The organism is Bradyrhizobium erythrophlei (genome assembly GCF_900129505.1).
Lineage (GTDB): Bacteria > Pseudomonadota > Alphaproteobacteria > Rhizobiales > Xanthobacteraceae > Bradyrhizobium > Bradyrhizobium erythrophlei_D.
Genome location: NZ_LT670818.1, coordinates 4,467,719 through 4,494,487, shown reverse-complemented (window position 1 = coordinate 4,494,487; position 26,769 = coordinate 4,467,719). Strand labels below are relative to the sequence as shown.

24 protein-coding genes are annotated in these 26,769 nt (G+C 63.7%); 15 read left to right on the top strand and 9 right to left on the bottom strand.

Annotation, left to right across the window (positions count from 1 at the left end):
• Positions 1–133: 133 nt before the first annotated feature.
• Positions 134–592 carry a potassium channel family protein gene (locus B5525_RS20850; RefSeq protein ID WP_079567675.1) on the top strand — a complete coding sequence of 153 codons (459 nt, stop codon included), beginning with the start codon at positions 134–136 and terminating at the stop codon, positions 590–592.
• Positions 593–1,267: 675 nt separating this feature from the next.
• On the opposite strand, the gene B5525_RS20845 is transcribed toward B5525_RS20850, so the two are convergent.
• Positions 1,268–1,942 carry an HAD family hydrolase gene (locus B5525_RS20845; RefSeq protein WP_079567674.1) on the bottom strand — a complete coding sequence of 225 codons (675 nt, stop codon included), beginning with the start codon at positions 1,940–1,942 and terminating at the stop codon, positions 1,268–1,270.
• 72 nt (positions 1,943–2,014) lie between these two features.
• A complete protein-coding gene (locus tag B5525_RS20840) occupies positions 2,015–3,292 on the bottom strand; it encodes an allantoate amidohydrolase (RefSeq protein ID WP_425305281.1) in 1,278 nt (425 codons plus the stop codon).
• 419 nt (positions 3,293–3,711) lie between these two features.
• Between B5525_RS20840 and B5525_RS20835 the strand changes: the two genes are divergently transcribed.
• The 6 genes from B5525_RS20835 to B5525_RS20810 all read left to right on the top strand — a co-directional run bounded on the left by B5525_RS20835 (position 3,712) and on the right by B5525_RS20810 (position 9,654).
• Positions 3,712–4,821, top strand: a complete 1,110-nt coding sequence (locus tag B5525_RS20835) for a BMP family ABC transporter substrate-binding protein (protein ID WP_079567672.1) — start codon at positions 3,712–3,714, stop codon at positions 4,819–4,821.
• Positions 4,818–5,927, top strand: coding sequence for an ABC transporter permease (locus tag B5525_RS20830; protein WP_079567671.1), 1,110 nt, complete (start codon positions 4,818–4,820; stop codon positions 5,925–5,927). The genes B5525_RS20835 and B5525_RS20830 overlap by 4 nt, the downstream gene beginning before the upstream one ends.
• 1 nt (position 5,928) lies before the next feature.
• Positions 5,929–6,855 (top strand): ABC transporter permease, encoded by a 927-nt coding sequence (locus tag B5525_RS20825; protein ID WP_079567670.1) that lies wholly within the window; start codon positions 5,929–5,931, stop codon positions 6,853–6,855.
• A gap of 27 nt (positions 6,856–6,882) precedes the next feature.
• Entirely contained in the window at positions 6,883–7,566 is a 684-nt protein-coding gene (locus tag B5525_RS20820; protein WP_079567669.1) for a cysteine hydrolase family protein, read from the top strand.
• Complete coding sequence (locus B5525_RS20815) at positions 7,563–9,095, top strand: ABC transporter ATP-binding protein (RefSeq protein WP_079567668.1); 1,533 nt, start codon at positions 7,563–7,565, stop codon at positions 9,093–9,095. The genes B5525_RS20820 and B5525_RS20815 overlap by 4 nt, the downstream gene beginning before the upstream one ends.
• Before the next feature lie 76 nt (positions 9,096–9,171).
• Complete coding sequence (locus B5525_RS20810) at positions 9,172–9,654, top strand: nucleoside deaminase (RefSeq protein ID WP_079567667.1); 483 nt, start codon at positions 9,172–9,174, stop codon at positions 9,652–9,654.
• A 96-nt stretch (positions 9,655–9,750) separates the two neighbouring features.
• Here B5525_RS20810 and B5525_RS20805 read toward each other — a convergent pair whose 3' ends face one another.
• Positions 9,751–10,869: a hypothetical protein gene (locus B5525_RS20805; protein ID WP_079567666.1), complete on the bottom strand. Its 1,119-nt coding sequence runs from the start codon at positions 10,867–10,869 to the stop codon at positions 9,751–9,753.
• A 602-nt stretch (positions 10,870–11,471) separates the two neighbouring features.
• On the opposite strand from B5525_RS20805, the gene B5525_RS20800 reads away from it, so the two are divergent.
• The 4 genes from B5525_RS20800 (at position 11,472) to B5525_RS20785 (ending at position 16,176) form a co-directional block, all read left to right on the top strand.
• Positions 11,472–13,043: an ABC transporter ATP-binding protein gene (locus B5525_RS20800; RefSeq protein ID WP_079567665.1), complete on the top strand. Its 1,572-nt coding sequence runs from the start codon at positions 11,472–11,474 to the stop codon at positions 13,041–13,043.
• Positions 13,027–14,118 carry an ABC transporter permease gene (locus tag B5525_RS20795; RefSeq protein ID WP_079567664.1) on the top strand — a complete coding sequence of 364 codons (1,092 nt, stop codon included), beginning with the start codon at positions 13,027–13,029 and terminating at the stop codon, positions 14,116–14,118. Before B5525_RS20800 ends, B5525_RS20795 begins: the two co-directional genes overlap by 17 nt.
• Entirely contained in the window at positions 14,105–15,022 is a 918-nt protein-coding gene (locus B5525_RS20790) for an ABC transporter permease (protein WP_079567663.1), read from the top strand. The genes B5525_RS20795 and B5525_RS20790 overlap by 14 nt, the downstream gene beginning before the upstream one ends.
• 74 nt (positions 15,023–15,096) lie before the next feature.
• Positions 15,097–16,176, top strand: coding sequence for a BMP family ABC transporter substrate-binding protein (locus B5525_RS20785; protein ID WP_079567662.1), 1,080 nt, complete (start codon positions 15,097–15,099; stop codon positions 16,174–16,176).
• A gap of 113 nt (positions 16,177–16,289) precedes the next feature.
• Here B5525_RS20785 and B5525_RS20780 read toward each other — a convergent pair whose 3' ends face one another.
• The gene (locus B5525_RS20780) at positions 16,290–17,633 is read right to left on the bottom strand and encodes an 8-oxoguanine deaminase (protein ID WP_079567661.1); all 1,344 of its coding nucleotides are present in this window, start codon (positions 17,631–17,633) and stop codon (positions 16,290–16,292) included.
• A gap of 172 nt (positions 17,634–17,805) precedes the next feature.
• On the opposite strand from B5525_RS20780, the gene B5525_RS20775 reads away from it, so the two are divergent.
• Both B5525_RS20775 and B5525_RS20770 read left to right on the top strand, forming a co-directional pair.
• Positions 17,806–18,627 carry an FAD binding domain-containing protein gene (locus B5525_RS20775; protein WP_079567660.1) on the top strand — a complete coding sequence of 274 codons (822 nt, stop codon included), beginning with the start codon at positions 17,806–17,808 and terminating at the stop codon, positions 18,625–18,627.
• 2 nt (positions 18,628–18,629) lie between these two features.
• Positions 18,630–21,350 carry a molybdopterin-dependent oxidoreductase gene (locus B5525_RS20770; protein ID WP_079567659.1) on the top strand — a complete coding sequence of 907 codons (2,721 nt, stop codon included), beginning with the start codon at positions 18,630–18,632 and terminating at the stop codon, positions 21,348–21,350.
• A gap of 126 nt (positions 21,351–21,476) precedes the next feature.
• Here the strand turns inward: B5525_RS20770 and uraD are convergent, their stop codons facing one another.
• The 4 genes from uraD to B5525_RS20750 form a co-directional block, all read right to left on the bottom strand.
• Positions 21,477–22,364: a 2-oxo-4-hydroxy-4-carboxy-5-ureidoimidazoline decarboxylase gene (gene uraD / locus B5525_RS20765; RefSeq protein ID WP_079567658.1), complete on the bottom strand. Its 888-nt coding sequence runs from the start codon at positions 22,362–22,364 to the stop codon at positions 21,477–21,479.
• Between the two features lie 8 nt (positions 22,365–22,372).
• Positions 22,373–23,311, bottom strand: a complete 939-nt coding sequence (gene puuE / locus B5525_RS20760; RefSeq protein WP_079567657.1) for an allantoinase PuuE — start codon at positions 23,309–23,311, stop codon at positions 22,373–22,375.
• On the bottom strand, positions 23,312–23,725 hold the full coding sequence (locus B5525_RS20755; protein ID WP_079567656.1) for a DUF3830 family protein: 414 nt from the start codon (positions 23,723–23,725) through the stop codon (positions 23,312–23,314).
• A 157-nt stretch (positions 23,726–23,882) separates the two neighbouring features.
• Complete coding sequence (locus tag B5525_RS20750; RefSeq protein ID WP_154073344.1) at positions 23,883–24,176, bottom strand: hypothetical protein; 294 nt, start codon at positions 24,174–24,176, stop codon at positions 23,883–23,885.
• A 255-nt stretch (positions 24,177–24,431) separates the two neighbouring features.
• Between B5525_RS20750 and B5525_RS20745 the strand changes: the two genes are divergently transcribed.
• Positions 24,432–24,686, top strand: a complete 255-nt coding sequence (locus B5525_RS20745; RefSeq protein ID WP_079567655.1) for a hypothetical protein — start codon at positions 24,432–24,434, stop codon at positions 24,684–24,686.
• A gap of 21 nt (positions 24,687–24,707) precedes the next feature.
• On the opposite strand, the gene B5525_RS20740 is transcribed toward B5525_RS20745, so the two are convergent.
• Complete coding sequence (locus B5525_RS20740) at positions 24,708–25,238, bottom strand: flavin reductase family protein (RefSeq protein WP_079567654.1); 531 nt, start codon at positions 25,236–25,238, stop codon at positions 24,708–24,710.
• Between the two features lie 223 nt (positions 25,239–25,461).
• On the opposite strand from B5525_RS20740, the gene B5525_RS20735 reads away from it, so the two are divergent.
• Positions 25,462–26,655 carry a urate hydroxylase PuuD gene (locus B5525_RS20735; RefSeq protein WP_079567653.1) on the top strand — a complete coding sequence of 398 codons (1,194 nt, stop codon included), beginning with the start codon at positions 25,462–25,464 and terminating at the stop codon, positions 26,653–26,655.
• The last annotated feature ends 114 nt before the right edge of the window (positions 26,656–26,769 follow it).

Below are 26,769 nucleotides of genomic sequence, written 5' to 3'. Positions count from 1 at the left end.
GACCAGACGAAGAGCATGGGCGAGACCACGAAGAAAGCCGCAACGGGCATGTCTACCCCAAAGCGCTGAAGTCGTTGCATGGCCGCAAGGGCGCCTGCTAGCATCTTGCGGTTCCATTTAGGTGAGACGGGCGATGACGTTTCAACTCCTGGTCGGCTCCATCGTCAGCGTGATCAACATCATGATCCATGCTTTGGTGACCGTTGGCGCCATCGGCATCGCCCGCACGGCGGGCTTGCGGCACACGGCGCGGCCGAAACTGCACCTGATGGCCGTCATGGTTGCGACCGCGGTTGTCCTGATGGTCGCGCACATGCTCGAGGTTTTCGTCTGGGCATCGGTGTACGGCATCGTAGGCGCGGCGCCTGCCGGCAGCGATTTGCTCTATTTTGCCTTCGTCAATTACACCACGCTTGGCTACGGTGACATCACGCCGGTACAGGAATGGCGGCTGAAAGGGCCGATGACTGCGATGAACGGCATCCTGATGTTCGGTTGGTCGACTGCTGTCCTGTTCGAGGTGCTGCGGCGGACAATCAAGCACCTCGCCGCGATCGGCGCTCCTGGTTTCAGTCCTAGAGATCGAAGTTAGTGAGTTGCTGCCGATCCGGCAGCACGATCTGACGCTTATTGTTACCGACGAAGCCAAGAATGCTTAGTCTCGTGCAGGCGCGACAGCTAATGCTCGCCCGCGCTGACGAGGTGATCGAACAAAGGGCCGTGTCTGTTCATGGCACGGAACGGACCGGCAAGCGATGTCCGCTATTCGGTAGCTATCGGAGTGAAACCGGACATGGCGCGGAATGCGTAGCAAGCTCAAGACGCTCAGCGTCGATGCGGCCGGTGGTCCAACAGTATCCTTTTCCGACAAGGCGTCTCTCGGCGCTACGATGGAGCCATCGGGGCGCGCCGCGGCCAAAGCTTCGCCCATCGCGTCTTTCACCAACGCGATGGAGAGGTCGAGGCCGAGCCCTGCGGCATCGCGCCCGGTCTCGGATGTGAGGTTCGTCTGTTGGGGTGGCATCGGATGCTCCTGCTGTTGCGCCGGCAGGGAGCGTGGCCAAACAAAAGGCCCCGTCCGATGCCGGCGGGGCCTGGTGAAAAGATCGCGTCGTCGAATTCCTAGCGCACGACTCCTTCCACGGCCCAGCAAAGGCGGGACATGTGTTTACGGTTGGCGATGCGCACTGATCTAATCATGAGACGCAGATACCACGGACATCGCGCAAGATCAAGGGACGTACCGGAAGCGTCCGGGGGAGCTGCGTCACCACCCCATCGTCGCCGCTATCAATTTCATCAATTCGGGGTCATCAAAGGACGCGACCGTCAGGAGCGCACCCGCTGCGGCCAGTTCGGCATGGCTTAGGCTGCTCCGAATTCCCACCGTCGCAATGCCGGCAGCGGACGCCGACGCGATGCCGGAGCGGGAATCCTCAAACGCCACCGACAATCCGGCGTCGGCGTTTACCGCGCGAAGGCCTTCGAGGTATGGCAGCGGATGCGGCTTGCCGTGGGCAAGCTCGTCGCCGATTACAATGGCCTTGAAGCGATCCATGATCCCTAGTCCGGAGATCAGCAGCTCGGCGTTCAGGCGTGGCGCATTGGTCACGGCGACCATGGGAATACCGGCGCGATCGGCGAATGCAAGCAGCGTCATCAATCCCGGCATCGGCTGAACCTTGCCCGAAACGAGCTTGCGAAACAGGGCCTCCTTCTCGGCCATGATGGCCGACTGACGCTCCAGCGTTTCGTCCGGCAGGAACCTCTCGGCGAGCGAGGCCGTGGAAAAACCCATCAGCTCCTTCGCGGCGCGCGCGCGATCGAAGACATGACCGCGAGGGCCGAAGACATGATTGAACGCCTCCACATGCAGCGCGTCGGTGTCGGCCAGCGTGCCGTCGATGTCGAACAGCAACGCCCTTCCTGGTCCTGCAAGCATCGGATGAGTTTCTCCCGGCGAACGCCATTCATCGCGTCTCACGGACAGTTCCGCAAGGTGAATCGCGACCCGTTATTCGGCCGCTCCCTTCGGGTGAAAATTCTCGATCAGCCGCAACAGCACGCGCGCGCCGGCGTCGGCGTCGCCTACCGCGACATGCTCGTCGGGATGATGGCTGATGCCGCCCTTGCAGCGCACGAACACCATGGCGACATCGGAGATGTCGATCATCGCCATGCCGTCATGCCCTGCCCCGCTCGGCAGTTCGAACACGCGAAAGCCCTCGGCGGCTGCGGCGGCGGCGACCTGGCGCTTGAGCCACGGCGCACAGGGCACGGTGCGGTTCTCGTGGGTGACGTCCAGCTGCAGTGTCAGCTTGCGCCGTCTTGCGATATTTTCGATCCTGCGGACGATATCGGCCACCGCAAGCTTGCGATGCGCATCCGTCGGCGCGCGGATATCGATGGTGAACGCCACCTGCCCGGGAATGACGTTGGTAGCACCTGGCATCGCATGGATGTAGCCGACGGTGCCGACCAGCCCGTCCTCGTCGGTGCGGCAGAATTCCTCGATCTCGACAATGCATTCGGCCGCGCCCGTCAGCGCATCGCGCCGCAGCGGCATCGGTACGGTGCCGGCATGCCCGGCCATGCCGGTGAGGCTTGCCGCAAGGCGCGTGGCGCCCGCGATCGCGGACACCACCCCGACCGGCAGCTTGAGGCCTTCCAGCACGGGCCCCTGCTCGATGTGGAGTTCGACATAGGCCAGCAATTCGCTGGGCGCCCTCGCCGCCGCGCCGATATGGTCGGGATCGAGCCCGAATTGAACGAGCGCGTCGCGCATCGAAATCCCGTTGCTGTCTTTTGCGCCGAGCACGCTCTCCACGAAGGTGCCGGCAACCGCGCGGCTGCCCAATAGCGTGGAGGCAAAGCGCACGCCTTCCTCGTCGGCGAAGCCGGTCACCTCGACCGCGAACGGCAATCGCCGCCCGCGCTTGTTCAAATCGGCGACGCAGGAAATCGCCGTGATCAGCCCGAGCGGACCGTCCCATTTGCCGGCGTCGCGGACGGTGTCGTAATGCGACCCCAGCATCAGGCACGGCAAACCCGGCCGCTCGCCTTCATAGCGGCCGCAGACATTGCCGATGGCATCGAGTTGCGCGCGCATTCCTGCCGCCCGCATCCAGTCCAGCAGCAGATCGGCCGCCACGCGATGCTCTTTGGTCAGAAAAATGCGTGTCAGATGCTCCGGCGTCTCGGAGATCGCCGCCAGCTCGTTGATCCGGCCGACGATCTCATCGCCAAGAGAAGAGTGTTGGAGGCCGGCGCTTTCCGCATTCATCTCACTCATGCTCTTCCAATGACAAAGCCACGCGATTCCAGGGACGGTCGATACAAGTTCGGTGCCAGCGAACGCGCGAAGCACCCAAGCATGTCGCAGATCACAGCCTAAGCCTGCTTGGCCAGCCGGCAAACAAGCCTGTTTTGCCGCCGGGCTTGACGGTTGTGAGGGGCCATTCGGCGGTAACGACTGCTTAACTCAATTGCATACAATCAAGGAATATCGCCTAAATTTTAATCTATATGGCTTTTGCACAAGTTTTAAACCGACGAATGAAGGCACAAATATTTCCGATAATTCAGCGCATTAGATGACCATTGCTCATCAAAAGGGCTCTGGCATGAAGATTGCGACAATCCCTTTGGGCTCCGCCGCTTCGGGCGAAGCCGCGAAATGTGCGGCGGCCCGTCCGCCAAAGGGAGCAACCAATGGATTTCGGCAGGATTTCACGACGGCATCTCTTGCAAGGCAGCGCGGCGCTGACGCTCGGCAGCGCGCTCGGCGCCCGTTCCGCCCTGGCCGCGGACACCACGATCGGCTTCATCTATGTCGGATCGCGCGACGACTACGGCTACAACCAGGCCCACGCGCAGGGTGCCGCGGCACTGAAGAAGATCCCCGGCCTCAAGGTGGTCGAGGAAGAAAAGGTACCGGAGACCGACGCGGTCGAGAAGACCATGGAGTCGATGATCAGTCTCGACGGCGCGACGCTGCTCTTTCCGACCTCGTTCGGATACTACAATCCGCACATGATCAAGATGGCGAACAAATATCCGAAGCTGCGCTTCGAGCATTGCGGCGGCCTGTGGACGGAGAAGGATCCGAAGAACGCCGGCAGCTATTTCGGCTACATCGACGAGGCGCAGTACATCTCCGGCATCGTCGCCGGCTATTCCACCAAGTCCGGCAAGCTCGGCTTCGTCGCCGCCAAGCCGATCCCGCAGGTGCTGCGCAACATCAACGCCTTCACGCTCGGTGCCCGGCTCGCCAACCCGAAGGCGACCACGCAGGTGATCTTCACCGGCGACTGGTCGATGCCGGTCAAGGAAGCCGAGGCGACCAACAGCCTGATCGATCAGGGCGTCGACGTCCTGACCTGCCACGTCGACGGACCCAAGACCATGGTCGAAAACGCGGCGCGCCGCGGCGCCATGGTGTGCGGCTATCACGTCAACCAGTCGCCCTTGGCGCCGAAAGCTTACCTGACCGGCGCCGAGTGGAACTGGGAAGCGCTGTATCCGAAATTCGTCAAGATGATCGCCTCAGGTCAGGAAATCCCGAATTTCTACCGCGGCGGTCTCAAGGAAGAGATCGTCAAGGTCTCGCCCTACGGCGAAGCGGTCTCGGCGGAAGCGCGCAAGCATGCCGACGACATCAAGGCCAAACTCACGGCCGGCGATTACGTGATCTTCAAGGGCCCGATCCTGGACAACAAGGGCAAGACAGTGATCGCGGCCGGAACCGACCGCGGCCAGAAGGATCCCGAACTCGAAAAGATAGATTATCTGGTGGAAGGCGTGATCGGAGCGACTTCGTGACATCAGAAGTCGCGGATCCCGTCGAAACCGCTGCAATTTCTCCGGCCGCAGATCCCGGATTCCTGCAGCGCTACGGCGGGACCATCGAATACATCCTCATTCCGGGCGCGGCGCTGGTCGGCGCGCTCGGGGTGTTCGGCGTATTCGTGGCGCTATTCGGCAAGAACCCGCTCGATCTCTATTTCTACATGTATCAGGGCGCGTTCGGCACCTGGTTCTCCTGGCAGAACACGCTGACCCGCGCAGCACCCCTGATCCTGACCGCGCTGTGCACGGCGCTGCCCGCGCAGCTCGGCATGGTCATCATCGGCGGCGAAGGCGCGCTTCTGATCGGCGCGCTCTCGGCCACCAGTGCCGCACTATTGGTGCAGGGGGCGCCGCCGCTGGTGGTGCAGCTTGCCATGGTCATCGCCGGCATGATCGGCGGCGGACTGTGGATCATGCTCGCCGGCGCGCTTCGTCAGTACCGCGGCGTCAATGAAACGATCTCGAGCCTGCTGCTGGTCTACATCGCGCTGGCGATCCTCAATCATCTGGTCGAGGGCGCGATGCGCGACCCCGCCAGCCTCAACAAGCCCTCGACCCGCGAGATCGGCGCAGCCAACATGATCGGTTCGATCCCCGGCACTGACGTGCATTGGGGACTGGTGTTCGGCATTGTCGCCGCCGTCGCCGCCTATATCCTGATCTATCACACCGTGTTCGGTTTCGCCGCGCGCGTTGCCGGCGGCAACATTCGCGCCGCCAAGATCGTGGGCCTGGGTGTCGGCAGGCTGATACTGACCATCTGCTTCCTGGCCGGCGCCTCGGCCGGCCTCGCCGGCATGGTCGAGGTCGCCGCGGTGCAAGGCCGCACCAATGCCAACCTCGCCGCCGGTTACGGGTTCACCGGCATCCTCGTCGCCTTCCTGGCGCGGCAAAATCCGCTGGCCGTCATTCCCGTCGCCATCCTGCTCGGCGGCATCAGCGCCAGCGGCGGGCTATTGCAGCGCAGGCTCGGCTTGCCCGACGCCTCGGTGCAGGTGCTGCAGGGGATCATCTTCGTGTTCGTGCTGGCGAGCGACGCGCTATACGGACGGATCGGCTTTCTGAAAGGAAAATCCTGAGATGGCGGATGGAACGATCGGCCTCTGGACCGTCCCGCTCGCGGTGTTCGGCGGCGCCATCCGCGTCTCCACGCCGTTTCTGTTCGTCAGCCTCGGCGAATGCATCACCGAGCGCTCGGGGCGCATCAATCTCGGGCTCGAAGGCACGCTGGTGATGGGCGCGATGAGCGCCTACGGCATCTCCTATCTCACGGGATCGCCCTGGCTCGGCGTGCTCGCCGCCGGCGTCACCGGTTCGCTGCTGGGAGCGCTTCATGCCGGCATTTGCTCGCTGCCGCGGGTCAACGATATCGCGGTGGGCATCGCGCTGATGCTGTTCGGCACGGGGCTCGCCTTCTATCTCGGCAAACCGCTGATCGAACCGACGGCGCCGCGGCTGCCCGCGATCGATTTCGGCTGGTGGAGCGATATCGCGCAGGTCCGGGCGGCGCTGCGCATCAACGTCTTGTTCCTGATCGGCGTCGCGCTGGCGCCGATCCTGTACTGGGCGTTTCGCACCACGCGCTGGGGCCTGTTGATCCGCACCGCCGGCGAGAGTTCGGACGCCGCGCGCGCGATGGGATATTCCGTGCTGGCGATAAGGCTGCGCGCCACCATGGTCGGCGGCTTCCTCGCCGGGATCGGCGGATCGTTCCTGTCGCTGTTCTATCCCGGCAGCTGGAACGAGGGCCTTTCCAGTGGACAAGGCATCACCGCGGTCGCGCTGGTGATCTTCGCGCGCTGGGATCCGATGCTGTGCCTGTGGGCGTCGCTGGCCTTCGGCGGCGCCGCTGCGCTCGGACCTGCGCTGCAATCGGTCGGCGTGACCTCCGGCTATCACCTGTTCAACGCCGCGCCCTACATCCTGACGCTGGCGATCATGATCGTCACCTGCTCGCCAAAGCGCACCTTGACCGGCGCTCCGGCTGAACTTTCGATCACCCGATGATAACAAGCGCATAGACGAGACCAGGACATGCCCGAGCGTTTCATCAAATCCGAGCCCTATGCGTGGCCCTATAATGGCGATCTGCGCCCAGAGAATACCGGGCTGATCATCATCGACATGCAAACCGATTTCTGCGGCGTCGGCGGCTATGTCGACAAGATGGGTTACGACCTGTCGCTGACCCGGGCGCCGATCGAACCGATCAAGCGGCTGCTCGCGGTGATGCGGGCGCAAGGTTTTCACATCATCCACACCCGCGAGGGTCATCGCCCCGATCTCACGGATCTGCCCGCCAACAAGCGGTGGCGGTCGCGCCAGATCGGCGCCGGGATCGGCGATCCCGGCCCCTGCGGCCGCGTGCTGGTGCGCGGCGAGGCCGGCTGGGAGATCATCCCGGACCTCGCGCCGCTGCCGGGCGAGCCTGTTATCGACAAGCCCGGCAAGGGCTCGTTCTGCGCCACCGACCTGGAATTGATGCTGCGGCTGCGCGGCATCGAGAACATCGTGCTGACCGGCATCACCACCGATGTCTGCGTCCACACCACCATGCGGGAAGCCAACGACCGCGGCTTCGAATGCGTGCTGATCGAGGATTGCTGCGCCGCCACCGACAGGAGCAATCACGAGCACGCGCTGAAGATGATCAAGATGCAGGGCGGCGTGTTCGGCGCCGTCGCAAACTCCGCCAATTTGATCGGGGCCCTGTCGTGATTATCGGCGAAACCCCGCTGCCGAGCGGTGCGCTCAGTGTTGACGCCGTCGCCATGACCATGCGGTTCGGCGATTTCACGGCGCTGGACAATGTCGAACTGAAGGTGCGGCCCGGCTCGTTCCATGCACTGCTCGGCGAGAACGGCGCCGGCAAGAGCACGCTCGTCAAATGCATCATGGGCTACTACCACCCGACCGAGGGCGACGTGCTGGTCGGCGGCCGCGAACAGGCGATCGCCAATCCCAAGGACGCCCACGCGCTCGGGCTCGGCATGGTCTACCAGCATTTTACGCTGGTGCCGGCGATGACGGTGGCGGAAAACCTGGTGCTGGCGCGCGACGACGTGCCGGCCGTCGTCGACTGGGCCAAGGAAAAGAGGGAACTGGAACAATTCCTGGCGCGGATGCCGTTCCAGGTGCCGCTCAATTCCAGGGTCTCGGATATTTCCGCCGGCGAGCGGCAGAAATGCGAAATCCTCAAGCAGCTATACCTGAAGCGGCGCTTTCTGATCCTGGACGAGCCGACCTCGGTGCTGACGCCGGGGGAAGCCGACGAGGTGCTGGGCATGCTGCGCGGCATGGTCGTCGGCGGCGATCTCACGATCCTGATGATCACCCACAAATTCCGCGAGGTGATGGCGTTCGCCGACGAGGTGACGATTCTCCGCCGCGGCAAGCTCGCCGGCCGCGGCAAGGTTGCCGAGCTCACGCCCGACAGCATGGCGCGCATGATGATCGGCGCGGAAGAGCTGACCATTCAGCCGGCCCGGGTCGGCGAAGTAGGCCACACCCGCCTCGAACTGACAAAGCTCAACGCGCTCGACGACGCCGGCGCGATCGCGGTCCATGACGTCTCGCTCGCCGTCCGCGCCGGTGAAATCGTCGGCATCGCCGGCGTCTCCGGCAACGGCCAGCGCCAGCTGGTCGAGGTGCTGGCCGGCCAGCGCGAAGCCGAGAGCGGCGAAGTCCGCGTCGCCGGCGACGACTACCATGCGAGCCGCGAGGAGATGCGCCGGCACAGGATGTCGCTGCTGCCGGAAGAGCCGCTGAAAAACGCCTGTGTCGGCGGCATGAGCGTCGCCGACAACATCGCGTTCCGCGAGTTCGACCGACCGCCGTTCGCCAGCGGCGGCTGGTGGCTCAACCGTGCCGCGTTCCGCGGCGACGCCGAGAAGAAGATCGCCCAGTACAAGATCAAGACCCGCACGCCGGATACGCCGATCGCGGCGCTGTCGGGCGGCAACGTGCAACGCGCGGTGCTGGCGCGCGAGCTCGGCGGCGATGTCGAGGTGCTGATCGCCGCCAATCCCTGCTTCGGGCTCGACTTCGCCGCGGTGGCGCAAATCCATGCCGAGATCATGGCCGCGCGCAACCGCGGCGCCGCGGTGCTGCTGGTCAGCGAGGACCTCGACGAGCTGCTCGAATTGTCGGACCGTCTGGTCGTGATGTTCCACGGCCAGTTGGTCTATGAAGCCCGCGCCAGCGAGGCAGATCTGACGGAAATCGGCCGGCACATGGCGGGGCACTGAGCCGCCTGCTTGCGTCCGGGATTCGTCGTCTGCATGATGGATCGGACGAGAGGCAACCAGGGACGGTTATTCGGACATGACGACGCTGGAACTCGATGAGCTTTTCCTGCGCCGGTCGTTCGAGGTGGCGCGCCGCTCGCTGACCCACGGCAATCATCCCTTCGGCGCCATCCTCGTCGACCGGGACCGCAACGTGCTGCTTGAGACCGAGAACGGCTACATGCCTTCGCGCGACGGCACCGCGCACGCCGAACGCCTGCTCGCCACAACGGCCTGCACGACGCTCAGTCCGGACGTGCTCAGGGGCGCCACGCTCTATTCGTCCGCCGAACCCTGCGCGATGTGCGCGGGCGCGATCTACTGGGCGGGAATTGGCCGGCTCGTCTATGGCCTGAGCGAACACAGGCTGCGCGCCGTCACCGGCGATCATCCGGAAAATCCCACGCTCGATTTGCCCTGCCGCGAGGTGTTCAAAAGCGGCCAGCGGCCGACCGAGGTGATCGGACCTCTACTCGAGGAGGAGGCGGAAGCGCTGCACGAAGGTGTCTGGGACAAATAAGGCGCTTGGGCGAAGCGCGCTTCAAGTCCGGAAACGGGAGATGACGCCGCGGGCTTCATCGCGGCGCCATCGTGTTCGTTCGGAGATATCAGGCTGTCAGAACTTCACCGTGATGCCGGTATAGACGGTCGATTCGGTGCAGGTGTTGGTGCTTATTGAAGTGCCTGCCAACACGCAAACGCCAGGACCGCCAAGCGCAGTCTTGTGATCAAGGCCGAACTTGTTCTGCCAGTAACGATAGGCGACCCAGACGTCGACGAAGTGCGTGTACTTCGGTCCCCATATCGCCTTGCTGGCGTCAAAGGTCAGACGAATCGGTTCGCTGTTGAATTCGACAGCAGTCGGTGTGCCGCCGCCGGCCACGCCGAGCGGTTGGTTCTGATTGCCTTTCTGGCCATACCAGGCGGCGCGGCCGCTGATGGACCAGAACTGCATGTTCTCGGGCAGGAAGCCCAGATCCATATAGTAGTTGGTTTCGACGGCCCAGGTCGGCTTGAACGAGGTGTTGCCGTCAATAAGACAGGTCACGCCCGGGACGCCCGCTCCAAACAGACCGCATTGATCGAATGAATTGTGGTTCGCGAATTCGTAGTACAGCAACGGCGCAACGTTGAAGTAGCCTTTGTAGGGCAGGTCGAAGGCGAACTGCAGACCGGCTACCATGTCGCGCTTGGCGGGCGACAGGAAGTTATTTTCGGTGTTGGCATCCATACCAACTTCGAGCGAAACATTGTGCAGCGGACCGTAGCTGAATGCTTTGGTGTTGAAGATTTCATTGAAGCCGAATGTGCTGCGGAACAGTCCGTAGATTTCCGTAGCTCCGGCGCAATTCGAATTCCCGCCGGTAACAGTCACGGTCGACGTGGGCGCGCCCAAGCATGGGTTGGCCGCATCGTTGTGGTCCGACTTGAACATCGAGATGGTGAAGAAGTTGGTGCCGTAGAGCCATGCATCGAAATGCGTGAACGAATAAACCGATTTCGCGGTATTGCCGTTGACCGTGCCGTTGGGCCTGATGGTGTAATTCCCCGGATCAGTACCCTTCGGCATCCACGAATAGGTGACCCGATCATCGATCACGAAGAAGAATGGCAAATCCGCAATTGGCTTGGCCTTGGCCTTCACCGGCAGGTCCGCCGCGGCGGCGAAGCTGACGGGTGTGAGAGTGGCAAGTGACAGCACCGCGGCTGCAATTGCCTTTATACGGTAGGACATTCTGGATACCCCCAAGTTGACGAGCGAAACGATCAAGGCCTTGGAGGCGACACTTGCCCCGTTCGATAAAGCTGAGAAGCCTCAACTTTCCACACGGCTTGCTGCAAGTTTCATCAAGAAAGATCGGCAGGTCAGTCGCTTAGGGCCTCGGTGGCGGCGTCAGCGGATTTGCCGGATACAATCAGAGGTAGTGATGGGATCACGTACTTTTGACTGTTCTAATTGAGTTTTTACGTCACGCGGGGATGGTGCAGTCGGCCGCGGAGGGGGCGCCCCATCGATCTTTGACTCGCCTGCACACAATCGAAATTTATTGCCTATCTTCGCAGCAGGCCTGCCTCCATGGTTTCGATTTGCGTCGACCGTCACAATTTTGCAACAGAAACGTTGTGGCGGTCACTTGCGGCGAGATGAAATCGACGGCTGCGACGCCGTCAGAAGCCGGCAGACAGGAATCGGGCCGGGCGACTCTCGGCGCACGACAGTGCCAAGGGCCTGCCACAGAGTTGGGCAAACGCTGGCGCTTTTTCCCTACTTACGCCGCGGTTGAAACTAGCCCAGTATTGAGGCAGTCACTTCCTCCGCCATCAGCGTGAGCACGAATGTTAGATTCGACGCCTACCGGCTTGCATTCCGGCGAGACGCCGCTGCTTCAGACCGTCGGCTTGACCAAGCGCTATGGTGATTTTCTCGCCAACGATGCCATTGATATCGAGATCTGGCCGCGGCAGATCCACGCGCTGCTGGGCGAAAACGGCGCGGGAAAATCGACGCTGGTCAAGACCATCTACGGACTGATCCAGCCGAGCGAAGGCGAGATGCGCTGGCAGGGCGAGACCATGGTTCTGTCCGGACCATCGGAAGCCCGCGCGCGCGGCATCGGCATGGTGTTCCAGCATTTCTCGCTGTTCGACAATCTCACCGTCGCCGAGAATGTGGCGCTGGGCCTCGACGGCAAAGAATCCTTCAAGGACATGTCCGCGCGCCTTGAGCAGGTGTCCAACGTTTACGGGCTTCCGCTCGATCCGAAGCGGGAGGTCTGGCAGCTCTCGGTGGGCGAGCGGCAGCGCATCGAGATCGTCCGGGCGCTGATGCAGAATCCCAAATTCCTGATCCTCGACGAGCCGACCGCGGTCTTGACCCCGCAGGAAGCCGACCAACTGTTCGTGGTGCTGGAGCGACTGAAGAGCGAGGGCCGCGCGATCCTCTATATCAGCCACAAGCTGGAAGAGGTGAAGCGGCTTTGCGATACCGCCACCATCCTGCGCGGCGGCAAGAAGATCTCGACCTGCAACCCGCAAGCGGAGACCGCCGCGTCGCTGGCGCGGATGATGGTCGGCGCCGAGATCATGCAAGTCAAAGCCGCCGCCGGCCGCAAGACCACGGTGCCGCGTCTGGTCATCAATGATCTCAGCCTCGCGCCCGACGATCCCCACGGCGTCCGGCTCGAACACATCTCGCTCGAGCTGAAGGGTGGTGAAATCTTGGGCATCGCCGGCGTCGCCGGCAACGGCCAGGATGAGTTTTTCGCCGCACTCTCCGGCGAGCGGCTGGCGCAGGATCCCGGCACCGTGGTGATCGACGGTATTGCCGCCGGCCATCTTTCCATTACGCAGCGCCGCAAGCTGGGCGCGGCCTTCGTGCCCGAAGAACGCCTGGGCCACGGCACCGCGCCGCGCATGAAGCTGTCGGAGAATGCGCTTTTGACCGGCCATGCCGCCAGCAACATGGTGCAGCACGGCTTCGTCAACACGGCCGCGACGCTTGCGACGGTCGACCGCGCCACCGAAACATTCGACGTCCGCAAGGCCAAGCGCGACCCTGAAGCGGCGAGCCTGTCCGGCGGCAATCTGCAGAAGTTCGTCGTCGGCCGCGAAATCCTGCGTAACCCCGCAGTCCTCGTGGTCTGCCAGCCGACCTGGGGCGTGGACGCCGGCGCGGCCGCGGTGATCCGCCAGGCGCTGCTCGACCTCGCGGCCAACGGCGCCGCCGTGCTGGTGACGAGCCAGGACCTCGACGAGCTCACCGAGATTGCCGACCGCATCGCCGTGATGTTCCACGGCCATCTCTCGCAGCCGCTGGCCACCACGGATGCCAGCCGCGAGAAGCTCGGCCTGTTGATGGGCGGAAGCAGTCTGGAGCAGAGGGAAGCGACGCATGCAGCTGGTGCTTGAAAAGCGGGCCGAGCGATCGAACACGATCGCGCTGGTCTCACCGCTGATCGCCATCGCGCTGACGATCGTGACCATGAGCATCCTGTTTGTGATCCTGAAGAAAAATCCGATCTCCGCGCTAGGCGTCTATTTCATCGATCCCCTGACCGACAGCTATTCGCTGCAGGAAATCGCGGTAAAGGCGACGCCGCTCGTGATGATCGCGATCGGCCTGTCGCTCTGCTATCTCGCCAACGCCTGGAACATCGGGGCCGAAGGACAGTTCCTGATCGGCGCCGTCGCCGGCAGCTGGATCGCGGTAAAGACGCAAGGCACCGACGCAGGCCATTGGGTCCTTCCCGCCATGCTCGTCGCCGGCGCGGCGGCGGGGGCGCTCTATGCCCTGATACCGGCGATCTGCAAGGTGAAGTTCGGCGCCAGCGAGATCCTCACCAGCCTGATGCTGGTCTATGTCGCAGATCTCTTTCTCGACTATCTGGTGCGCGGTCCCTGGCGCGATCCGGCCGGGTTCAATTTCCCCACCACCGCTGAGTTCGATCCGGTCGCCACCGTCCCGGTTCTAATCGAAGGCGGCCGGCTGCATCTCGGCGCGATCGTTGCGCTCGTTGTCGTCGCCGCCGCTTCCGTGCTGCTCGGGCGCACCATCAAGGGCTTCGAAATTCGCGTGGTCGGTGCCGCTCCGCGCGCGGCGCGCTTCGGCGGCTTCAATTCCAACCAGCTGATCCTTCTAACCTTCGCCATCTCGGGCGCACTGGCCGGACTGGCCGGGATTATCGAAGTGGCCGGACCGGTCGGGCACCTTCAGCCGGGCATCTCGCCGGGTTACGGTTTCACCGCGATCATCGTGGCGTTTCTCGGCCGGCTGAACCCGATTGGAATATTAATTGCAGGGCTTTTCCTCGCACTCACCTTCATCGGCGGCGAGCAGGCCCAGATCGCAATGAAAATACCGCTGGACGTCACCAAGGTCTTTCAGGGCATCCTGCTGTTCTACGTGCTCGCCTGCGACTCGCTCATCCTCTACCGCTTCCGGCTTATTTTCGCATCACGACAGGTGCCCCGTGGAACTGGCTGAGGCGATCATCCTTGCGGTGCTCGCGGCATCGACGCCGCTGCTGATCGCCGCCACCGGGGAGCTCGTAACCGAACGCTCCGGCGTGCTCAACCTCGGCGTCGAGGGCATGATGATCGTGGGCGCGGCCTGCGGTTTCGGCGGCGCCTGGCTCACCGGCTCGATCATCCTCGGCGCGCTCTGCGGCATGATCGCGGGAACCCTGCTGTCCCTGATCTTCGCCATGATGACGCTGGGGCTGGCGGTCAACCAGGTCGCCACTGGGCTCGCGCTGACGATCCTCGGCATCGGCCTATCCGGCCTGATCGGCGCCGGTTTCGTGGGCGAGCGAATTGCACCGGCGCCGCATCTTCATATCCCGGGCCTGACCGACATTCCGCTGGTCGGGCGGATCCTGTTCGGCGAGGACGGCTTCGTCTATCTCTCGCTGGCGCTGGTCATCGGCGTCTGGCTGTTTCTCTATCGCACGCGTGCGGGGTTGATCCTGCGGGCGGTCGGCGACAATCATGTTTCGGCGCATGCGCTGGGCTATCCCGTGCTCAAGATCCGGATGCTCGCTGTGATGTTCGGCGGCGCATGCGCAGGCCTTGCCGGCGCCTATCTGCCGCTCGCCTATACGCCGTTCTTCATCCCGGGCATGACCGCCGGACGCGGCTGGATCGCACTGGCGCTGACCGTGTTCGCGTCCTGGCGTCCGGGGCGATTGGTGGTCGGCGCCTACCTGTTTGGCGCCGTGACGATCCTGCAGTTGCACGCGCAAGGCGCGGGCATCGGAATTCCCTCGCAGTTCATGTCGGCGCTGCCCTATCTCGCAACCGTCATCGTTCTCGTTCTGATTTCACGCGCAAGAACCGGCGGCTCGACCGCGCCGGCCGCGCTGGGCACCGTGTTCGTGCCCGACCGCTGATTTCATATCCGGGCGTGCGCGATGGGGCGCCGCGTCCTGGACTGTCGTTCCCCCCGACTGTTTGGAGATTGACGATGAGAAAAACATTATTTGCGGTCGCCGCCGCGCTGCTGCTCGCGGGTGGTATCAGCAGTGGTGCCTCGGCCGCCGACAAATTGAAGGTCGGCTTCATCTATCTCGGCCCGGTCGGCGACCTCGGCTGGACCTATCAGCACGACCTTGCCCGCGCGGAGCTCGCCAAGGAACTCGGCGACAAGATCGAAACCACCTTTCTCGAAAACGTCCCTGAAGGCCCCGATGCCGAGCGCGCCATCGAACAGCTCGTTCGCGCCGGCAACAAGCTGATCTTCACCACCTCGTTCGGCTATATGGATCCAACGCTGAAGGTGGCCAAGAAATATCCCAACGTGCATTTCGAGCACTGCTCGGGCTACAAGCGCGACAAGAACATGTCGACCTATTCGGCGCGCTGGTATCAGGGCCGCTACATCCAGGGCCAGATCGCGGCCAAGATGTCGAAGGCGGGTGTGCTCGGTTACATCGGTTCGTTCCCAATCCCGGAAGTCGTCTCCGGCATCAACTCCACCATGATCGGCGCGCAGACGGTCAATCCCAACATCAAGGTCAAGATCATCTGGGTGAATTCGTGGTTCGACCCAGGCAAGGAAGCCGACGCCGCCAAGGCGCTGCTCGACCAGGGAGCCGACGTGATCATGCAGCACACCGACAGCCCGGCGCCGATGCAGGTCGCCAACGAGCGCGGCAAGTTCGCGTTCGGACAGGATTCCGAAATGATCAAGTTCGGACCCAAGGCGCAGCTGACCTCGATCCTCGACACCTGGGCGCCCTATTACATCGAACGCGTCAAAGCCGAGCTCGACGGCAAGTGGAAGGAAGAGGACACCTGGGGCGGTCTCGAGACCAAGATGTTCCAGATGGCGCCCTACACCAACATGCCCGACGACGTCAAAAAGATGGCTGAGGATACCCAGGCCGCCCTCACCTCCGGCAAGCTGCAGCCGTTCAAATGCCCGGTCGTCGGCCAGGACGGCAAGGAAGTTGAATGCAAAGGCGGCGATCATCTCGCCGATGGCCAGGTCCTCGGCATGAACTTCTACGTCAAGGGCATCGACGACAAGATGCCAGGCAAGTAAGGCCCGCGCATTCGAAAAGACCGGAGGGTCCGGGCACCAACGCCCGGACCCTTTATTTTTGGTTCGTCATGGCGAGAAGCCCTTGCGACGAAGCAACCCAGCCTGCCTGCTTGCTACGCCTGCATTGCGCGCGCCGCGGCGCTGTGGCGGCGGATCAGATCTGACACATCGAGCCCGGGGATCGTGCCGTCGGCGACCACCCATTTGCCGCCGACCATCACCCGGTCGGCGCGATGCGCGCCACACAACACCAGCGCCGCCAGCGGATCGCCGTGGCCGGAGAAACGCAATTCGTCGAGCCTGAACAACGCGAGATCGGCGGCCTTCCCTACCGCAATCTCGCCGAGCTCGGGCCGGCCGACGCAGGCCGCCGATCCCTTTGTCGCCCAGCGCAGCGCGTCCTTGTGGCTGACGCGGCCGACGCCGTAGCGCGCCCGCTGCAGCAGGAATGCCGCGCGCACCTCCTGCATCAGATTGGATGCATCGTTCGAGGCCGAGCCGTCGACGCCGAGCCCTATTCCGACGCCCGCTTCCTCCATGTCGCAGATCGGACAGCTGCCCGACGCGAGCAACTGATTGCTGCAGGCGCAATGGCTGATGGTGGTCCTGGCCTTGCCAAGCCGCTTCATCTCGGCGGCGTTGAAATGAATGCCATGCGCAAGCCAGGTCCGCGCGTTGAGCCAGCCGCATTGCTCAAGATAATCGAGCGGCCGGCAACCGTAGATCTGCTCGCAGAATCTGTTCTCGTCCTCGGTCTCCGCGAGATGGGTATGCAGGCGGACATCGAGCCTGTCGGCCAGGTCAGCGGTCGCGCGCATCAGCGAGGTCGTCACCGAGAACGGCGAGCACGGCGCCAGCGCGATCTGCACCATGGCGTCTTCGCCGCGCTGGTGATGTTTTGCCACCACGCGCTCGCTGTCGGCGAGAATGGTGTCTTCATCCTGCACCACGCTGTCCGGCGGCAATCCGCCGTCGCGCTGCGAACGGTTCATCGAGCCGCGCGTCAGCAGCACACGCAGGCCAAGCCGCTTGGCGACGCCGACCTCGATATCGACGGCGTCCTCCAGCCCTACGGGAAACACATAATGGTGATCGGTCGTGGTGGTGCAGCCTGACAGCAACAGCTCCGACATCGCCACCGTGACGCCGAGATCGAGCGCCTCGGGCGTCAGCCGCGCCCATACCGGATAGAGCGCCTGCAGCCATGGGAACAATTCACGGTCGAGCGCCGCCGGCAGCGCCCGCGTCAGCGTTTGGTAGAAATGATGGTGGGTATTGATCAGCCCAGGCAGCACCACATGGTCGCCGGCCTCGAAAAACGCCGCCGGCGTCCTGGGCTGGCCGCCTTTCGGCACCAGTTCGACGATCTTCCCCTGCTGGACGACGATGCCGCGCTCCGCGCCATCGGCGAGGATGCCGAGGGGATCCTTAATCCAGATTGCCCGCGCTGGCTCCATGCTCCTACCATCTCCCAAGAACAGACTCCCACGAACAGAAATCGGAAAATACACCGCCACTCGAACGCTATCCTTGCAATTCGAGGACCAGCCCCATCCATGGAAGAGTTGGCGTCGGTCTTGCAAGACTTCTTACTGAAAGTTGCATCTCGTTGAAAGTACTGTACTATCCATGGATCTGAACACGATTGAGAAAGTCGCGCGCCCGAGCTCGCGGGCGCAATTGCCCGTTTGGACGGCAGGCGATGCTTGGCTCGCAGGCGGCACCTGGCTGTTCTCCGAGCCGCAGGCCCACCTGACCCGGCTGATCGATCTCAGCGACTTGAAATGGCCGGCGCTGACCATCAGCGACAGCGGGCTCTCGATCGCCGCCACCTGCACGGTCGCGCAGCTCGACGCGCTGGCCTGCCCGCCGGACTGGCTCGCCTCGCCCTTGATCAATCAATGCTGCCGCGCCTTTCTCGCCTCGTTCAAGATATGGAAGACCGCCACCGTCGGCGGCAATCTCTGCATGTCACTGCCGGCCGGGCCGATGATCTCGCTGACATCGGCGCTTGGCGGCGTCTGCACGATCTGGAAGACGGGCGGCGGTGAGCAGAAGATCGGCGTTTCCGATTTCGTGATCGGCAACCAGCGCAACGTGCTGGCGTCCGGCGATCTGCTGCGGCAGATCGATCTTCCGCTGGCCGCGCTAAAGCGGCGTTCGGCGTTTCGCCAGATCTCGCTGACTCCGGTCGGCCGCTCGGCCGCGCTGTTGATCGGCAGCATCGGCAGCGCCGGCGATCTGACGATGACGGTGACGGCGTCGACGACGCGGCCCGTTCAATTGTGCTTTGCCGCGATCCCCCAGACCAAAGAACTTCGCGAGGCGCTGCTGCATCACATTCCCGACGCGCTCTATCACGACGACGTCCACGGCAAGCCGGCCTGGCGCAAGCACATGACGCTGCGGCTGGCCGAGGAAATCCGCGCCGAACTGCAGGGCTTGCTGTAACCATGACGTTCGAGATCAACGGCAGAGAGTTCTCGCAAAGCCCGCGCGCCGGGCAGTGCCTGCGAACGTTCCTGCGCGAGCTCGGGCATTTCGGCGTCAAGAAGGGTTGCGACGCCGGCGACTGCGGTGCCTGCACCGTGCTGCTCGACGGCGAGCCGGTGCACAGCTGCCTGATCCCCGCCTTCCGCGCCGAGGGCCACGCCGTCACCACCATCGAGGGCCTCGCCGGCGACGGCGGCACGCATCCGATGCAGCAGGCGTTTCTCGACGCGCAGGCATTTCAATGCGGCTTCTGCACCGCCGGCATGATCCTGACCTGCGCGTCGCTGAACCAGGCGCAGCGGCAGGACCTCGGCGCGTCGCTGAAGGGAAACCTCTGCCGCTGTACCGGCTACCGCGCGATCGAAGACGCGCTCGACGGCAAGACCAATATCGAGAACGCCGCCGCCGGTGCCGCATTCGGCCGCAGCCTGCCGGCGCCCGCCGGACCGCAAATCGTGCGCGGCGAAGCGCGCTACACCTTCGATACGTCAATCGAAGGCCTGCTGCACATCAAGATGCTGCGCTCGCCGCACCCCCACGCCAGGATTATTTCGATCGACAAGAGCGCGGCACTGGCGGTTCCTGGCGTGCGCGCGGTGCTGACACCGGAAGACGCGCCGCAAAGACTGTTCTCCACTGCCCGCCACGAGAGGGCCTGGATGGACCCGGACGACACCCGCGTGCTGGACGATGTCGTGCGCTTCATCGGACAGAAGGTGGCCGCCGTGGTCGCGGAGACGGAGGCCGCCGCCGAAGAAGGCTGCCGCCGCCTCAAGGTCGACTACGATGTGCTTCCAGCGGTGGTCGATCCGGCGCAGGCGATCGCGCCCGGCGCGCCGGTCCTTCACGGCGACAAGACGCCGGAGCAGCGGGTGACCAATTCACGCCGCAACATCGTGGCCGAGGCGCATGGCGAGTATGGCGATGTCGCGCGCGCACTCGCCGCTTCCGCCGTCAGCTACGAGGGCACCTTCACCACCCAGCGGGTCCAGCACGCCGCGCTGGAAACCCATGGCGGGCTCGCCTGGGTCGATTCCGACGGTGTCCTGAATGTGCGCTCCAGCACGCAGACGCCGTTCCTGACGCGGCGGGCGCTGTCGGAGATTTTCGATCTCGCGCCCGACAAGGTGCGGGTGTTCTGCGAACGCGTCGGCGGCGGCTTCGGCGGCAAGCAGGAAATGTTCGTCGAGGATGTCCTGGCGCTCGCCGCGCTGAAGACCGGACGGCCGGTCAAACTCGAACTCACCCGCGAGGAGCAGTTCATCGCGACCTCGACCCGGCATCCCATGCGCGTTTCCGTCAAGGCCGGCGCCGACAAGGACGGAAAGCTGACGGCGCTGCAGCTCGACGTGCTCTCCAACACCGGCGCCTACGGCAATCATGCGGGACCTGTGCTGTTTCATGGCTGCGGCGAGTCGATCGGGGTCTATAACTGCCCGAACAAGAAGGTCGACGCCGTCGTCGCCTACACCAACACCGTGCCCGCCGGCGCGTTCCGGGGCTATGGCCTGCCGCAAACGTTGTTCGCGGTGGAAGCCGCGATCGACGAACTGGCCAGGGGCCTGGGCATCAGCCCGTTCGAGATTCGCCGCCGCAATATCGTCAAATCAGGCGATCCCATGCTCTCGCCTCCGGGCACCTCGCATACCGACGTGCTCTATGGCTCCTACGGGCTCGACCAGTGCCTCGATTGGGTCGAGCGCGCGATGCAGGCCGACGCGCCGAAAACCGAGCTCCCGGCCGACTGGCTCACCGGCGACGGCATCGCGCTGACCATGATCGATACCGTGCCGCCGGACGGCCATATCGCGGACGCCTCAATCTCGCTGCGCGAGGACGGCGGGTTCGAGCTGACCGTCGGCACGGCCGAGTTCGGCAACGGCACCTCGACGGTGCACCGCCAGATCGCCGCGACGGCGCTCGCGACCACCGTCGATCAGATCCGCCTCAGGCAATCCGACACCGCGCATGGCGGCCACGACACCGGCGCCTACGGCTCTACCGGCACCTTCGTCGCCGGACGGGCGACGCAGGCGGCGGCGGAAAATCTGGCCGAGGTGCTGCGCGTTTTTGCGTCCGCTGCGACCAAGACCAATCCCGGGGCCTGCACGCTCGAAAACGATGTTGCCATCTGCGGCAAGCGGCTTGTGTCCTACGCCCAGCTCGCCGAAGCCGCGCGAGCGCAGGGACAACTTCTCTCCGCGACCGGCACTTCCGCGGGCACGCCGCGCTCGGTCGCCTTCAACGTGCAGGGGTTTCGGGTTGCCGTGAACAAGGCCACCGGCGAGATCAAAATCCTCAAAAGCGTGCACGCCGCCGACGCCGGGCGCGTCGCCAACCCGATGCAGTGCCGCGGACAGGTCGAAGGCGGGGTGGCGCAATCGCTCGGCGCCACGCTGTACGAGGAGATGGTGATCGACGACGGCGGCCGCGTGGTCAATCCCAAATTCCGCGACTATCACCTGCCGTCATTCGCGGACATTCCGCGCACCGAGGTGTTCTTCGCCGACACAACGGACACGCTCGGCCCGATGGGCGCGAAATCGATGAGCGAAAGTCCCTACAATCCGGTGGCCGCCGCACTCGGCAACGCGCTCGCCGACGCCACCGGCATCCGCTTCACCGCGGTGCCGTTCAAGCCGGACCGGCTTTGGCCGCTGCTGCAGGAGAAGTTCGGCTGAAAAGGCCCGGCGCGGACGCGGCACCCATGCCGCCGTCATTGCGAGGGGCGGTAGCGACGAAGCAATCCAGTGTGCCGTTCACTGCCATGGATTGCTTCGCTTCGCTCGCAATGACGTGGAGAAGCTTCAGCTTCCCCGATACGTCGCATAGCTCCACGGCGTCACCAGCAGCGGCACGTGCAGATGCCCTTCGGGCTCGCTCACGGCAAAGCGCAGCGGGATTTGATCAAGGAACGGCGGATCCGACATCGGCACCTGGCGGGCGGCAAAATACCTGCCTACGCTGAAATTCAGTTCGTAGCGGCCGATCGGAACCGGTCGGCCGCCGATCAGCGGCTGATCGGTGCGGCCGTCCGAGTTCGTGATCGTGCGCGTCACGACGCGGCTCAAGCCGAGCTCGGAGAGTTCGACGAGTTCGATCCTGATCCCCGCCGCCGGCTTGCCGCTGTGGGTGTCGAGCACATGGGTCGACAGCCGCCCTTGCACGTGCAGGCGGTCATCGCCCGCCACGAGCTGGTCGAGGCGCAACGCGGCAATCCGGCAGATCTCCGCGATCGAACGCTGCATCTCCGACCTCACATCGTTCGGCAAGCGGCGCTCGAAGTCGCGCAGGATCGAATCCCTGGTGTGCCGTCGGACGCAGACGATGTAGGGAAAGCCGAACTTCGAACGGTAGGCGTTGTTGACGCGCTCGAACGCCTGGTATTCGGCGTCCGACAGCCGGTCGAGGCCGACGCTGTTTTGTTCGGCATCGGATTCCGCGGTGAGGCCGGCGGCGCGCTGGGTCTTGTCGGCGAGATCGGGATGCGCCTTGATCAAAGCGAGGCGAAGCTCGGGCGCGGCGCGGTCAACCGCGGCCTTCATGGCTTCGAACAATGATGTCACGCCGGCGAACGGCCGCGCCGAGGCGGCCTGTTCGGCGATCCACGGCGAGTATTCGAAGATATTGGCGAGTGCGGCGACGAAGTCGTCCTTGCTGCAGGCATTGAGATCGGCGAGCGTCTTTTGCGACATTTCCGCCCTCACGGTCCGATATCGAAGGCGTCGGCGGCGAGATGGGACAGATTGGCGTGCCAGTGCTGCGCAATCTGCAGCCGGGTCGGCACCCAGACCCGTTCGTGCTTTTGGATGTAGTCGAGAAACCGCATCAGGGAAGCCGCACGCCCGGGACGTCCGACGACGCGGCAATGCAGGCCGATCGACATCATCTTCGGCGCGGTCTCGCCCTCCGCGTAAAGCACGTCAAAGCTGTCCTTCAGATAGGTGAAAAACTCGTCGCCGCCACCGAACCCCTGCGGATTGACAAAGCGCATGTCGTTGGCGTCGAGGCTGTAGGGAATGACCAGGTGCGGTCCCGCCGCTCCCTTGATCCAGTACGGCAGATCGTCGGCATAGGAATCGCAGGAATAGAGGAAGCCGCCCGCTTCCATCACCAGCCTCACCGTATTGATGGACGAGCGCCCGGTGTACCAGCCGAGCGGGCGCTGACCGGTGGCCTCGCTATGGATGCGGATCGCTTCCGCGATCTCGGCGCGCTCCTCCGTTTCCGACATGTCCTTGTGCTCGACCCATCGCAGGCTGTGGCTGGCGATGTCCCAGCCGGCCTCCTTCATCGCAGCGACCACCTGCGGATTGCGCTTCAGCGCGGTCGCGACGCCGAACACCGTCGCGGGCAGCTTGCGCTCGGCAAATATCCGCCACAGCCGCCAGAAGCCCGCACGCGAACCATATTCGAACATCGATTCGATATTGGCGTGGCGCTGACCGAGCCAGGGCTGCGCGCCCAGCACGTCGGACAGGAACGCCTCCGACGCCCGGTCGCCATGCAGGATGTTGTTCTCGCCGCCCTCTTCGAAGTTCACCACGAACTGCACCGCGACCCGCGCGTCGCCGGGCCAGTGCGGATCGGGCGGGTTGCGGCCGTAGCCGTGGAGATCCCGGGGATATCGGGCGTCGGCCACTTACACTTCCTCGAAGCGAATCTTCTGCGCGCCTTTCCACAGCACGGTCTTGCCGAATGTGGCCAAATTCTCCAGGTTCGAGGTCAGCGTGATGAAATGATTGCCGGCGAGCTGTCCCATCTTGCTCGCAAAATGCACGCCGCCATAGGCCAGCAGAATTTCGGTTTCGCTGATCCCGCCGGGATAGAGGATGATCTGGCCGGGCGCGGGATAGCTGGTGTGGTTCTCGTAACTGACGCCGAAATCGAGATCTCCGAGCGGCATCCAGACCCCCTCGCCGCTCCAGCGCACATGGATGGCCTGGCTCTCGAACGGCATGGCTTTACGAAAGGCCGCGCAGGTCTTGGGCGCCAATTGCTCCTCGAAGCGGGCCTGGAACGTGAAATCGCCGGCGTGGACGATGAGTTGGCTCATTCAGGATATCCGTGATGGTGAACGCAGAGCGTTGAAGGAAACGTTTGGAGAGCAAGGAACATTCCAGACCGGCAAAATTCTACGGCCTTTTGCAGCCGCCGGCAAAGGCCGATCCACCTGTCGCAACGGGATAATTCGTTTTTGGTTGCGGCGGCGGCTATTCGTCCGGCCGCTTTCTTTCATAGGACAAGCCGAAAATCCCGCTCCGCTGCACTTCCGGCTCGGGCGGCGGCGCGGGTGCCGGCGCGACTTCAGCCTGCGGCGGCGCCGGCGGGACCGGCAAGTTCTCGCACTTCATCGAGTAAACCAGCTTGCCGTCCGCGGTCCGGCCGATCGGCGCACAATTGTCGACGCGCGAGGTCACGCTCTTGGGCAAGATCTTGGTTTGCGCCAGAGCCGGCCAAGACACCGGCACCACGATCACCAGAATGGCAAATACCAGCTTGTTCATCGACTTCGCTCGAGGGGTAACGATACGTCCGGCATCCATTGAAGCGGATCGGCCGGGGGAAGTCGAGAGAGCTTCCGCGCCTTCGCCTGCCGAATATTTGGTCGCAAAACACCATTGACCAACAAATTTGCTCGCCGTTTCGTGATGGTCGGAGGTGTAAGAATCCCGGTGACCCATCGTTATCTCAGGGCACGAAGGCACTGAGGCAGCAGGCTTCGCCCGCTGCGCAACAAGCCTGACCATGGGAGATTTACGATGCAAAGAACAATCCTGACAATTCTCGGTTCGGCACTGCTTGCTGCGTCGACGATCCAGATCGCCGCGGCCGCCGAGCACCACAAAGCGCACAAGGTTTACCGCTCGCCTGCACCGGCGGCCGATCAGTACCGCAACTCCAACGCCTATTATCCCGCGCCGGCTCCGATGCAACCGGGCTGGTCGCAACAACAGCGATATGAGGATTGGTCGCGCTATCAGAACGGCGGACTGTCGGCGCCCGCGGGTCAGTGAAGCCTGATTTGCACGAAGCCGTCAGCGCATTTTCGACTTCAGCTTGATCACGGAGCCATCCACCACGAATTTGCCGTAGCCACGGTGGTGGATGGTTTTCGGGTTTCGCTGCTTCGGGTCACTCCACGCCTTCATCACCTCGAGAACGAACAGATTATATTTGTTGACGAGGCGGGTATGGACCACCGCGCATTCCAGATTGGCGAAACACTCGGCGACCAGGGGTGCTGCGACGCGTGCAGCCTTGCGCGGCGTCAGGCCGAATTTTTCGAATTTCGCAACCTCACGGCCGGAGCTATTGCCGACGTCGACGACTTTCTGCGCCAGGTGCAGCGCCGGAATGGCGATGACGAACTCTTTGGTCGCCTTCAACGCCGCAAAGCTGAAGTCGGCGCTGCTGACGACACAGGCGACCAGCGGCGGCTCGAACTCGACCATCATGTGCCAGTACATGGTCATGACGTCGGCGCGCCCCTTCTGCGCCGTCGTCAGCAGCACGACCGGGCCCGGCTCCAGCAGCTGATAGACTTTTGCGAGAGGCAGATTTTTCATGACCGATCTCGTTCTTCCGTCGACAGATCCGGTCCTGCGACGTGCTGGGCCGGAGCGCTCACGCTCTTCGTTGGCTGGGGAATAACCCGATCCGCCGAAATCTGCGCTTTAATTGCATCAAAAAGTGGCAGCTTCCACATTGCGGTGGATCAACCCCAAGTCCTAAAGTCCGATCGGGCAAAATCGGGGTTTTTGCGACGGCGGTTGGAAGCAAGGGGCTGTGATGTGGGGGTCCATACTGACGGAGTGGGCGAGCCTGATCCTCCGTTGGCTGCATGTGGTGGCTGCCATCGGATGGATCGGCAGCTCGTTCTATTTCATTCATCTCGACCTGAGCCTGAAGCCACACGGCGAGTTGCCTGAGGGCGCTGCCGGCGAGGCGTGGCAGGTTCATGGCGGCGGCTTTTACCGCATCATGAAATACCTGGTCGCGCCGGCGAAAATGCCGGACGAACTGACCTGGTTCAAATGGGAAGCCTACACGACCTGGCTATCCGGCTTTGCTCTCATGGTTGTCGTCTACTATCTCGATGCCGAGCTCTTCCTGGTCGACAAGGCGAATATCGACCTGACGCCGCTGCAGGCCGGATTGTTCAGTTTCGGCAGCCTCGCGCTGGCGTGGCTGCTATACGAAGGCGCCTGCAGGACAGGCCTCGCCAAACACGAGCTGCCGTTCGCCTTCGGCGGCTATCTGTTCCTGGTCGGCCTCACCTACGCCTTCACCCACGTGCTGAGCGGGCGCGGCGCGTTCAACCAGATCGGCGCGATCGTCGGCACCATCATGGTCGCCAACGTCTTCGCGGTGATCATCCCGAACCAGAAAAAGATCGTGGCGGCGCTGCTGGCCGGCCAGGCGCCCGACCCGGAACTCGGCAAGGCCAGCAAACTGCGCTCGGTTCACAACAACTACCTGACGCTGCCGGTCATCGTGCTGATGATCAGCAATCACTATCCGCTGTTGTTTGCGACCCGTTACAACTGGCTGATCGTGGCAATCGTGCTCGCGCTGGGCCCGATCATCCGGCATTTCTTCAACGAGCGCCACGCCGGACGGAAATCGCCGTGGTGGGTGTGGGGTGCCGCCGCGGCAGGCATGGTCGCGATCGCGCTTCTGTCCGCGGCCGGCCCCCGCGGCGCGAAAGCGAGTGCGCTGGCGGCACCGGCCACCTACGCCAATGTCGAGGAGATCGTGCTGTCCCGGTGCAGCATGTGCCACGGCGCCGAGCCGGTCTGGGCGACGATCGTGACCGCGCCGCGCGGCATTCTGCTCGATGATGCCGAACATATTCGCCGTAACGCCCGCCTGATCGGACGCAACGCGGCGTGGTCGAGCGCGATGCCGCCGGGAAACGTCACCGAGATGACCGGCGAAGAGCGGACCCAGATTGCGGCGTGGCTGGCGGCGGGGGCACCCTAGACCCGCGACCGCCTCAGCGCCGGATCACGATTTTCTGATAGAGCCCGCCGAAGAAGGAATGCTTGCGCCGGCAAGCGACCCTGCGACGGCACTGGGAAGCATCTGCCGCAAGGA